This window comes from Flammeovirga sp. OC4 (assembly GCF_000812565.1).
GTDB lineage: Bacteria > Bacteroidota > Bacteroidia > Cytophagales > Flammeovirgaceae > Flammeovirga.
The window spans coordinates 49,052-66,204 of sequence record NZ_JTAM01000016.1; the positions used below are offsets into that span (position 1 = coordinate 49,052).

10 protein-coding genes are annotated in these 17,153 nt (G+C 37.3%); 7 read left to right on the forward strand and 3 right to left on the reverse strand.

The window, feature by feature from the left end; genetic code table 11:
- Window positions 1–82 precede the first annotated feature (82 nt).
- From PL77_RS12480 to PL77_RS12510, 7 genes are all read left to right on the forward strand, one after another.
- Window positions 83–1,441 (forward strand): hypothetical protein, encoded by a 1,359-nt coding sequence (locus tag PL77_RS12480; protein ID WP_044205575.1) that lies wholly within the window; start codon window positions 83–85, stop codon window positions 1,439–1,441.
- An 11-nt stretch (window positions 1,442–1,452) separates the two neighbouring features.
- Window positions 1,453–4,575 carry a TonB-dependent receptor gene (locus PL77_RS12485; RefSeq protein ID WP_172665845.1) on the forward strand — a complete coding sequence of 1,041 codons (3,123 nt, stop codon included), beginning with the start codon at window positions 1,453–1,455 and terminating at the stop codon, window positions 4,573–4,575.
- Between the two features lie 11 nt (window positions 4,576–4,586).
- The gene (locus PL77_RS12490; RefSeq protein ID WP_044205579.1) at window positions 4,587–6,209 is read left to right on the forward strand and encodes a RagB/SusD family nutrient uptake outer membrane protein; all 1,623 of its coding nucleotides are present in this window, start codon (window positions 4,587–4,589) and stop codon (window positions 6,207–6,209) included.
- 11 nt (window positions 6,210–6,220) lie between these two features.
- Entirely contained in the window at window positions 6,221–7,564 is a 1,344-nt protein-coding gene (locus PL77_RS12495) for a hypothetical protein (protein ID WP_156152345.1), read from the forward strand.
- A 491-nt stretch (window positions 7,565–8,055) separates the two neighbouring features.
- Window positions 8,056–9,981: a 7TM diverse intracellular signaling domain-containing protein gene (locus PL77_RS12500; RefSeq protein ID WP_172665846.1), complete on the forward strand. Its 1,926-nt coding sequence runs from the start codon at window positions 8,056–8,058 to the stop codon at window positions 9,979–9,981.
- Complete coding sequence (locus PL77_RS30515; protein WP_082026516.1) at window positions 9,981–11,978, forward strand: sulfatase; 1,998 nt, start codon at window positions 9,981–9,983, stop codon at window positions 11,976–11,978. The genes PL77_RS12500 and PL77_RS30515 overlap by 1 nt, the downstream gene beginning before the upstream one ends.
- A gap of 182 nt (window positions 11,979–12,160) precedes the next feature.
- A complete protein-coding gene (locus PL77_RS12510) occupies window positions 12,161–13,711 on the forward strand; it encodes a sulfatase (protein ID WP_052444363.1) in 1,551 nt (516 codons plus the stop codon).
- 248 nt (window positions 13,712–13,959) lie between these two features.
- Here the strand turns inward: PL77_RS12510 and PL77_RS12515 are convergent, their stop codons facing one another.
- The 3 genes from PL77_RS12515 to PL77_RS12525 form a co-directional block, all read right to left on the reverse strand.
- The gene (locus PL77_RS12515) at window positions 13,960–14,379 is read right to left on the reverse strand and encodes a hypothetical protein (protein WP_044205587.1); all 420 of its coding nucleotides are present in this window, start codon (window positions 14,377–14,379) and stop codon (window positions 13,960–13,962) included.
- Between the two features lie 179 nt (window positions 14,380–14,558).
- Entirely contained in the window at window positions 14,559–15,284 is a 726-nt protein-coding gene (locus tag PL77_RS12520) for a carboxypeptidase-like regulatory domain-containing protein (protein ID WP_044205589.1), read from the reverse strand.
- 16 nt (window positions 15,285–15,300) lie between these two features.
- On the reverse strand, window positions 15,301–16,407 hold the full coding sequence (locus PL77_RS12525; protein ID WP_044205592.1) for a CHASE2 domain-containing protein: 1,107 nt from the start codon (window positions 16,405–16,407) through the stop codon (window positions 15,301–15,303).
- Between the last annotated feature and the right edge of the window lie 746 nt (window positions 16,408–17,153).

Sequence of the window (17,153 nt, forward strand, 5' to 3'; positions counted from 1 at the left end):
AACTACATAAAACCTGTTTGATACAACCAAAAACATCAAGCAAAAACTTCTAATCAAAACATCATACAATCTATTTACTGAAATGAAGAAAAACTACTTTTTAACTTTTCTATCCTTCTGTATCCTTTCCTCTTGTACCCAAGAGAAAGTAGAAAAGTACGTAGGTCAACCAAAAGACCTAAGGTACGCAGGGGTGGCGGACTACAAATGTGGAGACTTTTTCACCACCTATCAGCCTTCGGTATTTATAGGAGGAGGTGAAGCTGAATTTAAAATTGCCAACGTGATCAATGCTTCAGGAGAAGAAGTAGAAGTGATCAATAACTTCTCTATTGATCCAGAAAATGGTGTAATCTCATTTTTGGAATACAATAGCTTACTGCCTGACGAATACACATTTGATATTGCGGTCTCCAATGCTATTGCGGAAGTGAATTTTCAAAATGTATTATCATTTGAAGCACATCAAGTGGCGCCTAGCGGATTGTATTACCTTCCGAATTTATACTCCACTTACGGTACTAATATGGAATTTTCAACGGCATTGCCCAATGTAAAAGGTGGAGGTCCATATACTTACAAATTGAATAATCACACGGATGTTTTCACAATTGATGCCGCTACAGGAAGCATTCATCTAGCCAAAGAATACACTATTGGTGATGATGAATTCAAGGAATTTAAACTAGATGTAGCCGTAGAAAATGCACAAGGAGAGCAAGTGCAGGAAAGCATTATGGACATTGAAGTATTGGGAGCGAACATTGGTCAACTGATATTTCATGGAATTGCCATTGAAGGCAACAGCGAAAGTTATGGATTACAAAACCTGACTTCCAATAATTATTATGGGACAGTTACTAAAGAACTCTTAGGAGAAGAATATACTACAGTATTGAACGACTCAACGAACAATCCAAGGTTTGCAGGAACAACATGGAGAAGAGCTTGGACAGGACAGACTTTCCCTTATCAGCAGGAAGATGGAGTCATTACCGACCGTGTGTTAGTAGCATATTGGTCAGATGGCGAAGAGTCGAGAAGTTTTTTAGCCACAGAAACGGTGGATTTAACCAATTATACTACAGATGCTTATATAGAAACATCAGGACTTTGGAGATACACTGGCGGAGCTGAAAATGCTAATCAACATTTAAGTGTAGCTATTATTGATGCAACAGAACTAGATGAAGCGTTTCCAGCAGAATCAGAATGGGAAATTTTAGAAAACGATATATCCGACCGTTTTATTGAATACCCTTCGGATGGATTAATCAAGGAAATGGATCTAAAACTAGAAGGCGCTTTGGAGATACAAATTCCAGAAAAATACTTGGGTAAACAGATTCAAGTGGCACTCATTGCTGATTTCTTAAATCCAGAAATCGGAGCATTAACAAGAAGACTTTATGTACACGAACTTCAAGTAAGAGCAAAATAATAATGAGGATTATGAAACAAATTACTTACAAATATATATTCATCTTATTGGCTTTTGCATGTTCTCTCTCTGTTCAGGCACAAGATGAAACGGAAGAAAAACCAAAGTTTGTGAGAGTGACAGGTATGGTATTGGATCAAGAAGACGATCTGCCTATTCCTGGAGCCAGTATTTTGGTGGAAGGTACAAAGCATGGTACAGCTTCTGACTTTAATGGAAAATATTCTATCAGAGTAAGAGAAAATGCCACACTATCAGTTTCTTTTATCGGTTATCAAACGAAGAGTGTAGCCGTAGAAGGAAAAAAACAAATCGTGATTCATTTGGAGTCTGATGTAGAGGTGTTGGATGAATTGGTAGTGATTGGTTATGGTAAACAAGACGCCAAGGAGGTATCAGGTTCCATCAAATCAGTGGTGATTGATGATGAAATCGCTTCCATGCCGGCCGCTTCTTTTGATCAGCTACTACAAGGACGTATGGCAGGTGTGCAGGTTTACTCTGGCGAAGGCGGACCGGGACAAGCGATGAACTTTGAAATCAGAGGTACAAATACCATCACGGGAACATCAAGCCCATTGTATGTGATTGATGGATTTCCATTAGAAGACCCAACATTGTTTAGCTTGGACCCATCAGATATAGAGCGTGTAGATGTATTGAAAGATGCTTCCGCAACAGCAATTTATGGGTCGAGAGCTTCTAATGGGGTAATTCTGATCACCACCAAACAAGGGACAGCAGGAAAACCCACCATCACTTTTAATACAAAAGTGGGCATGTCACAAATTCCAGAGGAAAGAATAATTAAGACATTAAGCCCTCAAGATTATGTGGAGGTACAGCACGCCATAGGTGGAGGAGACCCATGGGGTGAATCATCTAACTATACAGAGGAAGATTATACAAACTGGCAGAAAGAAATTTTCCGTCAGGCTCCTTTCCAGAATTACACCTTGTCATTGAAAGGAGGTTCAGAACAAACCAAAGTATTTACATCACTAGGATATGTCAATCAGCAGGGAACATTGTTGAACTCAAGTTTTGAGCGTTTAAATGGACGTTTGAAGTTGGATCAAAGCATAGGAAAATGGGTAGATATGAGTGTGAATTTGAATTATGCCAACTCTAAGCATGTAGGAATGAAAACATCTACAGCACAAGTTTCAGCGATCAAATCAGCCATTATGTTCAAGCCCATGACCCCTAAAAATGGCGATTTGGAAGACGAAGATGAACTGAGTGCAGGCTTCTATCCACCCACAAAAACGCTCAATAATACAGACCGTGAAAGCGAAGTGGACGCCTTGCAAACCAACGTCAACTTTACAGTGAAATTGGCAGAAGGACTAAAGTTTAGAACACAAGTAGGGTATCAGATCAATGTCAATAACGGTAGAACATTTTTCAATACAGGCACCAATCAAGCCGACAGAAGTGGTGCAGGAATCAACGGTACATTAAGTGCATCGAAGACAGAGAACTTCTTGAATGAAAATGTATTGTCGTACAGCTTAAAGAAGAACGGGCATCATTTGGAGGCCATCACTGGTTTATCCTTCCAAATCACAGAACGCTTCAATCAGTCCTCTTCCGCCAATCAATTTCCATTGGATGATTTAGGGTGGAACAATATGGGGATTGCCAATGTAGCTCAAATGCCTAGTTCATCGGCCACTCAACAAAATTTAATGTCAGGTTTTGGCAGGGTCTCTTATACTTACAAAAACAAATACATTGTAACGGCCTCACTTAGAGCAGATGGTTCATCAAGATTTAAAGAAGGTAACCGTTTCGGAATTTTCCCATCAGCTTCAGCCGCTTGGAGAGCAGGAGAGGAAGAGTTTGTAAAGAATTGGGGTGTTTTTGATGAATTAAAATTCAAAGTAGGTTTTGGTACAACAGGAAATAACAGAGTAAGCGATTTCGATTTCTTACCCACCGTAGGCGTCTCTTCAGGCTACTATTTCAACGGTGCGTATTCTTCTGCTTTCTATCAAAAACAATTGGCCAATACGGATCTCAAATGGGAAACAACCCAACAGTTTAATGTGGGTACTGATATGGGCTTTTTCAACAATAGAGTTTTATTGGATGTAGAATATTACTACAACCTCACCGACAACCTATTATTCAACGGTAGAATTGCTCCTTCCACAGGTTATAATAATGTGAAGCAAAACATCGGTGCGGTGGCCAATCAAGGATTAGAATTCTCCTTAAATACCGTCAATGTAAGAACAAAACATTTCCAATGGTCTACCAACTTCAACATTTCATTTAATAGAAGTGAAGTCAAAAAGTTATCCTATGGAGAAGATTTCAGATTGTATGATCCCAATGTAGGAGGAATGTTCTCTGGAGAGTTGTATTACGGTCTTTTTGTAGGTCAGCCAATGACGCAGATGTACGGTTACAGATACGATGGAATGTATCAGGTAGATGATTTTATAAAAAGTGCTGACGGAAGTTTGACCCTGAAAGAAGGTGTACCGGAATTCATTTCTCAAACGGGAGAAGTAAGACCTGGGCATCCAAAATACCGTGATTTGAATGGAGACGGACGCATAGATGAAAACGACAAAGAAATCATCGGTGACCCGAACCCAGAGTATTACGGTGGTTTTACCAACACTTTCACTTTCAAAAATTGGGATTTAAGCATCTTATTGACATGGTCAGTAGGTCAAGACGTTTTCAATGGCAACAATGCTGATTTTGGTGTAGTAGGAAGCCAAAGAGGTCGTAATTACTTGGAGCAAGTGTCCAATAGGTGGTCGTATGACAACCCAACTTCAGAGGGCGTTTGGGCAGTACCAGGTCCTGGATTGGAATACTCTTACCACCAAGTTTACGGAGGACATCAAATGAGCGATTACTTCATAGAAGACGCCTCTTTCTTAAGAATTAAAAATATTACGCTAGGCTATAAAGTCAATAAGCAGTTTTTGAAGAAACTGAAAATCAAATCCTTCAGAGTATATGGATCAGTGGACAACCTTTGGGTATTTACAAACTACTCAGGTTATGATCCAGAGGTTTCTGTAAGAAGTCAAGCCATGTATAGAGGCATTGATTATTCTTCTTATCCAGCTTCCCAATCAGCCGTCCTTGGTCTTCAAGTATCCTTCTAACTGACAGAGAAATGAAAAGATTTAATTACATATTATTCATCATTATCGCTACACTAAGTGCATGTTCGTTTTTGGATTTAGAACCCAAAGATGAACTGACTAGAGATAATTTTTACAAAAACGACAGAGAAGTAACCTTAGCTTTGTCGGGAGTCTATGCACAGTTGCGTACCCTATATGCTGAAGATTTTTCGGTTTGGTTAAATGTGGGAACGGACGAGATGCTTTACAGAAGAGCCACATTTGGAAAAGAATTAAGCCGAATGTCATACAATGAATCTGATATAGATTTGGCGAGAATCTGGAAAAATAGCTACACGGCTATCAATATTGCCAATGACTTTATTGGGTCGTTGTCTGCATTGGATACCATCCCCAATTTAAAGAGAACAGACCACGACTTAATGTTGGGAGAGGCTTTGACGCTAAGAGCCATGTTCTATTTCAATATGGTAAGAATGTGGGAGCATATTCCATTACGTTTGGATCATTTCACCGACCTCAACGGCAACTTAGACGGTTTGAATATGCCCAATGTACCAGCCAATAAAATTTATAATCAGATTGTAGCAGACTTGGAAGCCTCATTGGAATTGATGAATGAGCGTCCAAAGCAATACGGAAGAGTTTCAAAGCAAATTGCTCACGGTATTTTGGCAAGAGTATTCTTAAACATGGCAGGGGCGAGAGTGCAAGGAGGTGATTTTGGAAAGAATTACTGTTTGAATAAAGTAGTAGAGCACACCAATGCCGTGGTAAACTATGGTTATCATACGCTCTTACCAGAATATGAAGAGGTTTTCTTGAATGAAATCAAAGGCATCAGAAATGATGTGGAAGTGATGTGGGAAGTAGATTTTACAGTTTCTGACAGTAGAAATTTAGGCGGAAGAATCGGTAATTTCAATGGAGTACAAATCAGCTTCACTTCAGGTAATCAACCTTTCGCAACGGCCAACAGTTACATTGCCCCAACCATGCACAATGCTTTGTATAGCAATACAGATACTAGAAAAGCATGGAATTGTGCCAATTTTAGCTTCAACAATGACGGAGATTTTTACTTTCCTGTTTTCACTAAAAATGAATTAAGATGGTACCCTGGGAAATGGAGAAGATTGGATTTGGGAAGAGATTCCAACGGAGAATTAGATGACACTGCCGAAAGCTTAGAAATGGGCGTCATCAACAAAGATAGAACTTCAATTAATTTCCCATTGTTGCGTTACAGCGATGTTTTATTGATGAGAGCAGAAGCATTGTATCTTTTACAAGGAGAAAACGAACAGTCCAATCAGGACATTGAATTGGTAAGAAATAGAGCGAATGCAGGAACCTTGGAAGAAGGGCTAATGCAAGTGGACGGCAACTATATGAAGCTGATCCAAGAAGAACGCCGAAGAGAACTTTGCTACGAAGGTCACCGAAGATTTGACTTGGTACGTTGGGGAATCCTATTGGAAACCATGAAAGATTTGAGTGAAAACATCAGAGCGAATCCAAGTTTCAGAGAAGCACATGAAATCCAATTGGTAGCACCAGGAGAAAGAGTGGAAGAGAAGCATGTGGTGTTTCCGATTCCTTCGGATGAATTGCAGATCAATGTGAATATTAAACAACACAACCTTTGGTAAACGGAACTGACATGAAAAAATTACTATTAAATATAATGGCAATGTTGAGTTGTACGGCATGTTTGACAGAGCATAATGTAGACTTCACGTTACCGGCAGAAGCTCCTCAAACTTTATTATATCATGAAAATGATGTGGTAAAACCGTTCACTGTCTCTTTTGAAGGTGTAGTACCAGAAACTATGGCGGAAGGAGCATTGAACTATGATATCTCCAAAGTGGCATGGATTCAAGCATCAGATACTACGGTGGTGGAAGACAGTATCAACCCTTTTACCATCAATACAGAAACGGGTGTGATCCAATACACTCCTCATGACTCCACAAAGTTGGGGGCTTATTTGATCGATGTGATCCTTAATAATGAAGTGGGGGCTACAGAATTTACGCAAGCTTACAGAACGCTTTTAGAAGACTGGAGGCCCGTTGTGAGTATTGATACAGAAGACAGCAATATCGAATTACTAATTGATAATACAGGTCAACCACTTTCTTCTGTTGTTTTGGGAGCAACTGTTGAGGTGGAAAAAACAGAAATGTCAGAGGTGAAGATCGATATTACGCCAGCCCTTCCAGAGGGAACGCAACTATTATTACATGCTTCGGGGTATTTGTATTTTACAGGAGTAGTTGAAAATACAAGCTATAAAGTGGTGCTATCGGCAGAAAATGAATATGGAGCTTCTCAAGAAAACCCTATATTGTATTTACATACTAAAGTAGTTTCATCGGTAGAGCGACCATTGTTTGAAATGGCAATTACTTCCAATTATAAGCCAGAAGGATTAAGTGAGTTTGAGTTTGAAAACATGTTCTTCAAACAGATTTCAGGACCAGAAATTACAGCTCCTACCACTTGGTGGAATATCAACCGAGAAAAGAAAAACCATCCGGATCAAAGTAGAAATGAAAACTTTATCACAAGGTGCTATGCAAGAACGGTTGAATCCAACTCTCAAGCAGAACACATCATGGTACCTCTGGCTTCTTTTGATGCAGAAAACCTACAAGCTATCATGACCGAAACAGGTGTCATCTTTAATGCGGGCGTTGATATTACAGGTGAGCAAAGAATTGAAATCAGAGTAGTAGGTGAAACAGAATACAATGAAGCCATCATTAATAATGATGTGGCTTCAAGAATAGATAATTGGCCATTGGTTTACACGACAGCTCAGCATGAAAGAACAGAAAAAGGCTGGTTCTTCGTCCATCATAATGCAGATGAAGGCGTACAAATCAATGACACAAAACTGAAAGTAGTAGTCCTTTATAGACACATGGGTGATAGCAACAGTGGCTATATGGGATTGGATCAATTGAAAGTTTCCGGCAGGTATTTACTCTTTGATTAGGGGTATGTTTCAAGTGTTAAGCGATAGCGTCACTTGGAACTGTACATTGGCGAAGTCTCCCGACTTCGAAAGACAATTTTGGCCTTTTGGTTAGAAGTCAGGAGACTTCTGATGATCTGTAGGACACGAATGACGCTTTCGCTAAACATTCGCGCCAGGGGACTTTCTACTCAATTTGTTTGGTAGTGCTCCCCCGGCCTTGAAGGAAAAAGCGTTAAGAATTTCATGTATTGAGCCGTTAAAAATGATTTTGTTGTTTGAGCTTTAGCGAGTTTAAAATCATTTAGGCGAGAGGAATGGAATTTAGCTTTTGCCTTCTAAGCCTTGAATTTTTTGCTTCGTTTTTGTTTCAAGACAAAAATGAAGAAGAAGGAAGTTTGAAAGTAGGATGTAGAAAGCTTGTAAAAAGATTAATGGATAGCTGTCGATATTTTAGAAGTGGCTTCACACGAACCATATTCTCAAACATTGACAGAAGAAATGAAAGAATAATGAAAAAGTTACATCGAAATATCATTACAATCATCGCTTTTATTTTGGCGACCCCGCTGATGCTTTCAGCGGAAGTACGTCCCAATGAAGTAGTGATTGGACTCGACGACACCATTCAACAACAACTGTTGAACTTGGAAAGTATTCCCTATTGGAAAGACAGCACACGCTTGATCTCCTATGAGGAACTACTGGTCAGGAATCCGAAATTCGATGTAACGGATCATTATTCAAAAGCCGATTATGACAATGAAGCCAACTATTGGTTGAAGTTTAAAGTCAATATTGATCACAACAGCGCAAAGCATTGGCTCATTGAAATCTACGATCAGAAAATTCAAGAGATCTTCGTTTTCTTGCCATTACTGGACGGTACACTGAAAAAGGAAATTATGGGAGCCTCTCATCCTTATGCCAAAAGAATGTATGACCATAAAAACTTTGTGATTCCCTTGACGCATGATATTGATTTTTCAAAACCGATTTACGTCAAAGTCAATAGTAACAAGAAAGTGGACCTTCATATGAATTTCAGAAGCATCAATAGATTTGTGCAGTATTCTACCAAAGAATATTTATGGTTCGGTTTGCAGTATGGAGCGTTTATCATCATGGCCATCTATTCTCTTTTGCTTTGGACGAGTATCAGAGATTTCAAATACATTGCGTATATCGGTCATATCGTGGTGGTGTGTTTGTATAGTATGACCAATGACGGTGTGGCTTTCCAGTTTTTATGGCCCAAAACGCCAGCCATCAATACCTTTATCAATGCCTTTCTGAGTTTTGCAGTATCTCTGACAGTGACCAATTTTATCAGAGAAGTCGTCGATAAAAAGTACTTGACAAGGTCTTATCATATTGCCATCAATGTACTTTTCGGCATTCAGTTTCTGGTATTGGTTTTGACTATAATGGGCGAGGTTCCCTCAGAAGGAAGACTCTCGTTGGTGATTACCTTGCCCGTTTTACTTTTCGGGTTGACCAGTATCTACCGCAAATCCACTATGTCACCTTATTATATCATAGGCATCAGTTTCCTTTTGATAGGATGTATTGTTTGGTATTTGAAATGGTACGGTATCATCCCTCATAACTTCTTCACCTTTTATGGCTTCAGAATGTCAGTTATTGCTGAAATGCTCGCCTTCTCTTTCGCCCTTTATGACACGTTACGTCTTTTGAAAGAAAGCGAACACCAAGCACAACGTAAGCTATTGAATCAGCAAAGAATAACGGAGTTGATGCACGAACAGGTGATTGAAGAACAGAAAAAGAACATTGAGTTGAGTAATAAAGTCAATGAAGAATTGGAGCAAAAAGTGAAGGAAAGAACGGAGGAACTGCAGAAAAGAGAAATTCAGTTGGAGGAGTTGAATCAACAGCTTTCACAAAGAGCAGAGAAGCTGGGCAAAACCAATTATAAGCTCGATGTCACGAATTACAACCTGAAAGATGAAATCAAGAAAGTCATAGAAAAGCGTTTTATCAATTCAGTAGTAACGATTACAGAGTTCCAAGATCTTTTCCCCGATGCTACAGCATGTAAGCGTTATTTGGCCAAGCAAAAGTGGAGTAATGGTTTTAAATGTAAGCAGTGTGGCAATTGTTCAGGTTCTAAAACAGGACAGACGTTTACGATGCGTTGTACAAAATGCGGTTACGTGGATTCAGTCACAAGCAATACCGTTTTTCATGGCGTTAAGTTTGATCTGACCAAAGCCTTTTACCTTTCCTACATCACACTTTATCAACCTGACGCCTACCGCAATATTGAGTTGAGTGAGATGTTGAATATGTCGAGAAATACGATCTCAAAATTCAAAACCAAAGTGAAGGAAGCGAAAGAGAACAAATTACTCATTCCGAATTTTACAATAGAAGAAAATAACACGATTGAAATAGAAGATAAAAAGCAAGCCTAATGAAAGAGGTACTTATAAAAATACTATGGTTTTTGATGCTAACAGGAAGTACTTCCTTAGCACAAAATCGCCCCAATTTTTTAATCATTGTTGCCGATGATTTGGGGTATGCAGATGTGGGGTATCATCATTTAAGCAAGGATATTCCTACAGAAAACATTGATAAACTAGCGGAAAAGGGCGTTGTGTTCAAAAATAGCTACGTCACCGCTCCCGTTTGTGGCCCTTCACGCGCTGCGCTAATGACGGGAAGTTATCAGCAGAGATTTGGTTTCAAAGACAATCCAGGTCCTTTCCGTCCTTCTCCAGAGGTTGTGCCGGGTATTTCGGATCAATTCCCTACCATCGCTGAAAAATTACAGGAGAATGGATATGCGACTGTAGCCATCGGAAAGTGGCATTTGGGAGGTCAAGAGGATAGAAACTACTTACCGTTTCAAAAAGGATTTGATCATTATTACGGCTTTTTAGGTGGTGCTTCTTCCTATTATTTTGAGGACGAATGTTCTCAGTTTTTTATGGAAGATGATCAGCCTATCAAAACCCCAAAGACCTATCTGACGGATTTATTCGGTCAAAAGGCCATAGATTATATTGATGCTCACGATCAAAAACAACCTTTCTTGATGTACTGGGCTCCTAATGCTGTTCATACGCCATTGGAAGCACCAACAGAAGTATTGACAAAGTTTGATCACATCAAAGATCCTAACCGAAAAAAGCTCGTGGCCATGCAGTATGTCATGGATCAGAACATCGGTAAAATCATCAAAAAACTAAAAGAAAAAGGGATTTATGACAATACAGTAATTGTTTTTATCTCTGATAATGGAGGGAAACCGGGAGACAATTATTCTTTGAATTTACCATTGAATGGTGAAAAGGGAACATTGTATGAAGGTGGAATCAAAACCCCTTGCTTGATGCACTTTCCAGCTCAATTACCGAGCGGGAAAACCTATGATCCTATGGTATCAAGCATGGACATCTACCCCACATTATTATCATTTGCGGGCATTCCTCTTCCGAAACATATTGATGGTGTCAATTTAATTCCATTTGTCACCACGGATAAAAAACAACCCCATCAACAATTGTTTTGGAAGAATGCCAACAAATGGTGCATTCGTCATGGAGATTGGAAACTATTTTATGATAAAAAAGCCAAAAAGGAAAGGCTGTATCATATCAGTGTAGATCCTTATGAAAAGGAAGATTTGTATGAAAAATACCCCGATAAGGTAAAAGACCTTAAAGAAATTTATGCACAATGGGATCAAAACAATTCGAAAATTGCTTGGGGTTGGAATCCTTCAGCAGTGGGCAAATACAAAGTGCATAATCAGTTTACTTTTGAAGAAATCATCCCTGAGCGTTTTGAAAGTAAGCACTTCCAGCAAGTAGAAGTCATTCAAAACTCCAAAAAACAGGGGTTGAACCAAAGCGAACATGTGTTAGTACTGGAAGATGGGGAACCTTCATCAAAAATCCGTGTTTCACATGCTCCAATGTCTCCTAGAGAATTAGGATACTGCCATCTGAAAATCTATGCTAAAAAAGCAACGGAAGTGGAAGTGCATTTGAAACTAGGGGATGAAATGGAATTCAATCAGCAAGTCCAAACGTATACGACAACAGGAGAGTGGCAGGATTTAGTCTTTGACTATTCCAAATTCAAAGGAAAAGTGAAAGGATTGGAAATTGTCTTCAAAGGAAAGAATTCAAAAATCTATGTAGACGATATTTGGTGGAATAAAAACCCCGAACCTATCACCGTCAATGATGCTTCAAAAGTAGAGCAAATCCAACTTTTCACCAGTATCAAAGACAAAAACAAAAAAGTACTGACATGGAAACCTATCCCGAATGTAGACGCTTATTTGGTACGACATAAAGGGACGCTCATTCTAACAACAATTAATAATTATGTCAAGATTGATAAAGGTATTCCATTACGAGAGATTAAAGTGACAGCACGATCTGATCATAAGCTTTGAAAAGTTCTTCTGTTTCAAGTGTTTAAGCGACAGCGTCACTTGGAACTGAATATTGGCGAAGTCTCCCGACTTCGAACCACAAACCAATACATTTCGAAGTCAGGAGACAATATAGAATCACAAGTAACGGCTTAACACTTGCGACATTAAAATAGAATAAAGAGACATTCAATAATAATATCATGAAAAGCATCATCAATTTTAGTTTTTACCTATTAGTAAGCATTTTTTCCAGTGCATTATTCGCACAAAGTTCCACACCGAACATCCTATTAATCACAGCCGATGACATGGACTTCAATTCCATCGGTGCCAATGGAAGTAAAGTAGAAGACATCACACCAAACATTGACAAACTCGCCTCACAAGGCATTCGATTTACAAATGCCCACGTTACAGTAGCCGTTTGTATGCCATCAAGAGGAGTAATTGGAACGGGCTGTTACCCGAATAACAGTGGTATGACAGGCTTTTTCCCTTCAAAACCGGAAGTACCTACATTAGCAGAGGAATTGAAAAAACAGAAGAACTATAAAACGGGTATCCTCGGAAAAGTAAAACACTCTACACCGAAAAAAGTAGATAAATACGTGTGGGAATATGCCTATGATTCCAAAGAATTAGGGTCAGGAAGATCACCGAAACTTTATAAATCACGTTTCAAAACATTCTTAGAACAGGCAAAATCAGAAAACAGACCCTTCTTTATGATGGCCAACTCTCATGACCCTCACCGTCCGTTTTTCGTGGATAGCCCCAACTATGAAAGAAATGGCAGACAAAGACCATCAAGAATCTACACTCCTGATGAAGTGGAAGTGCCAGGTTTCTTAACAGATATGCCAGAAATAAGACAAGAATTAGCGAACTATTTCAGTTCAGTAAAAAGATGTGACGATACGGTAGGGGCATTATTAGAAGCACTTTCAGAAGCAGGTTTAGCGGATAACACTATCATTATTTTCTTATCGGATAACGGTATGGCCTTCCCATTTGCCAAGTCCAACGTGTATTTACAATCTACAAGAACGCCATTTATGGTCAAGTGGCCGAACCATATTCCGGCAGGGCAAGTGAATGAAAAAGACATGGTTTCTATGGTCGACTTAATGCCCACACTTTTAGAAGCGACAGGCCTTGAGATACCGGCAACATTAGATGGAAGAAGTTTCTTACCCATCTTAAAAGGAAAGAAACAAAAAGACAGAGATATGATCTACACGCATTACAACGAAACATCAGGTAGCAAAGCCTTTCCAATGCGTGCCGTACAAACACACGATTACTTGTACATCTTCTCACCATGGGCCGTAGGAGGTAGACAATACAAAACGTCATCGATCAACGGAAAAACGTTTACAGCCATGAAAACGGAAGCGGAAACCAACCCTGAAATGAAAGAGCGTGTAGATTTCTGCCTTTTCAGAACTGTTTCAGAATTCTATGATTTAAAAAATGATCCGAACGGTTTAAATAATGTGATCAACTCTCCAAAATACGCAAAGCAACAAGCAGAGTTTGAAAAAGCCATGTTGGAATACATGCAAAAAACAGAGGATCCTATGTTGGACATGTACAATCACAAAGAGGATGAGCAATACTTGATCTCTGCCACTCAAAAGCACCAAGAGTACGTCAATGAATTGAACCGTATTCGCAGAGCGGAAAAAAGAAAAGCAAGAGCAGAAGCTGGTGAAACAGGTAAGAAGAAAAAGAAAAAACAAGCACATTAATCGCCTCTAATAGCATCAATTTCCAAGGTTGAGCAAAAAAATAAAAAATTTTCAATAATTCGATAGGGGTTTCAATAGTGAAATACACTTCTGTAGATGAAAAGGTAGTTAAGTAAAGTAATTTATCTTAGTAAATCAATCGTAGTGTAGTGATAGAGGTGATGTTCTGCATCACCTTTATTTTTTTGTTCTATTTAGTTAAAATAAATAGTTAAGTTAGTTAATTACATTAAATAGAAGAGGGGCTTTTATTTGTTTAAATTTTCAAGCTTTTTTATTAAGTTGGTGTTTTCTTCTCTAAGAGTTTGATTATCGTCTCTTAACTTACTATTACTGATTCCTTGATAAACATTCCAAACTAATGATAAGCCTGCAATACTAACCCCTATCCATTTTACGTAGTCAGTTTTAGGTTCTAGTGATTTCCTATAGGCGAACCAATCTTTATGATTATTTGCTATTTCTAATCCTACTTCAGATAATTTAATTGCGTGATCAGTATGTTTTTCAAATGGTGAAGATTTTATTAAGAGGTATCTAATTTTTTGAAATTTGTCTTCTCCCCACTCCAGTCCACTTAAAAATGAAAATTCTTTAAACATTAAGTATGGCTTTTGTGCTAATTTCAATTCTTGGATTGCTTTGTTTATAATTTCGTTTTCTGTCATGATATTTTTAAAAATGGTGATGATAATGTTTCGTGATGTGGTTCGTGAGATGCAAAGCATTGCGTCTCTACAGAGAGGTATTCTTTCATTTCAACGAATTGAATGTAAATCCACAATGCCTTGTGGCTTACGTACCACCAGTACTGAACCAAGTGTGACGTATACATGCTTTTAACTTGTTATTTATTTTTCATATTTGTGTAGAGTTTTATTCCTTTTTCACCTATTCTGTTTGTAATTAGATTCTCGATTTTTTTATAATGAACTCTATCGTAAGTTATCACTTCATTAGGGTACCTTTCTAGCTTCAACTTTGATTTAGACCATTTAGTAATTTTATAAGTCTTAATATCTGTGCTATCATAAAACCAAAAGTTTGATAAATGAATAGTACCGTTTACCTCTCTTATATCTTTAGAAATTTTTATTTGAATAGGTTCATAGCCGATCGATTGGATCAGTAAAACTTTATCATTTTTAGTGTTGCCGATCGTAAATTTTGCTTCTCCACTTTCATTAGTAACAACACCAATTTTTTCGTTTTTGCAAGAGACATTAGTACCTGGTAATCGGTGGTCACTTTCGAATTCTTTGATCATCAAATTAATTTGTAAACTATCTCCTGATCCTTCTATCATTTCAACATCATTTAGAGTATTGTATGTACAATTCATAAACTGAAGTTGTAGTGAATCATCCTCTGTAATTTTATACTTTCCCTTCCCGAACCCAATACCAGTACAATTAAAAAATACATAATTAAAAGTATTGTCTTCTTGAAATTCAAAAATACCTGATTCAAAACTGATATCTTTTTTTGTTGTAAAATAGGTTCCAAAATGATGTTTTTGGCCATAGGTACATAGACTTACGCAGGTCAATATGAGTGTAAGAAGAGTTTTCATATTTCTATTATGCTTTCTAGATATAGTTTTTCGTCAAATAAGCTGATAATACTAAACCAAATACAAAGGGTTGAAAATCTACAATAATATGATAGATACTGAATAAGTAGATTATGCTATAAAAAATCACTATAAGCTCACTTGAAATCATAATAAAAGTGATCACATAATACCAATTTTTAAAATTTTTATTTAGTAGTAAAAGGCAGATTAAAATATTAATAATTAACAATATTCCTCCTATCAGATAGGTTGCTCTCCAATCTAAGTGATCAATATAGTTTTGATCCAAGATCATGGAAACAATATTTGCAAGAATAACAACTCCATACATATCTGGAATTTGAGAATTATAATTTAATGGCGACCTAAATTTATCTTCAAGATCTTCGGAATGAGGTGCTCCTATAAATCCAAGGAGAACAACTTTTCCTTCTAAAAAATTAAATAAGAAGTCTTCGTCCTTCAAAATTTCAGAATACTCTACTTTCGGGTAAATTTCAATATTTCCTTTGAAAAAAATAGTTTCAATACTGTCTTTACGAGATAAAAATTGGGATGCTAAATCATGATTATATAATTCTGCCAATTTTATGGCAAAATGAAGTTCTTTCCTATTGGTATCCAAATCTATATACTTCACCATTTTTCGAACAACTTCATTTTGATCATTATCATAATGGAAGTGTGTAAAACCATGATCCGTATTTTGGGTAAATGGCTTATCAGATAATTCAAGTTGTAGATTGTTTTTTTCATCATTAACTACGCTACTTGGAAGAATAACTTTAGTATGCATATTATTCAGAGCATGATAAAGAATTTTGTCTTCATGTGAGTTTGAGTAACTCGAATTGCCCATAAAAGTGGCGTTGATACCTATTACTGCGGGTTGATACTGATCTAGTTTTGTAAGTAGCTTTCCAATTTCTCCTCTTGAGGCCTTTCCGATATTGACTAAGACAATATCCTTATCTATAACTTTATCATTTCTAATTTGGTAATAGATATCAGTAACTTTAAAATCCGGATTGAAAATTTTTGTGATGAAAGAAAGTATGTTTGTAGTAAAACAAGAAATTGCAATGATTAGAATAAGAGTACGCTTTATAATTTTTGCCATCAATATTTAGTTCATTTTAGTTGGTATTGAAATCAATTTAATTCAATAATTACTCCTTTATCAGAGCTTAACGTCATTAAATAACAATTAGAGGTTACACAATTTGCTTGACTAAATTTATAATCAGATGGTATTGCATATTTTAAAAGAGTTTTTTATCTAAAAAAATACTCCCAACCACTCTTTAGTTTGCTTTTAGATCGTTGAGAGACAGTTTCAATTTACATTCTAATGTATTACGAAACAAGGATTGATTTCGGTAGGGATGAGGAAATGAATATTGGTTTCAAGACTGTTTTTGAGACGTAAAGTAATTACGTTTCTACTTTGGAACGGAGGAGTTAAATTAAAATGATGTTGTAGTTAAATACAAAGTCAGTTTTTGGACTGCACCTTATCATATTCCCAAGAATCACCCTAAATCGCTGATTTATTGGTTTTTATGAAAATTATACGAAAAGATAATTTTTTCCCTTCAAAATGAGTGATTTGTGTTAGAAAATACCCAAAATTTAAGGTAAACTTTAAGATGTAATAGTATAAATAGAAGTCTAAAGTTGTTGAAAACGTTTCACGTGAAACAATTTATTGTATTATTTAAAGAAATGGAATAAGCTGATTATTAGTTGCTAATGTGAAATCAAGGGGGTATGTGGTAAGAACAGTCGTTTCAAAAAACACAAATTTACCTTAACTTGATGTTTTAAAATTGGGGTAGAATAATAAGAGAGGGTGATATTGAAATA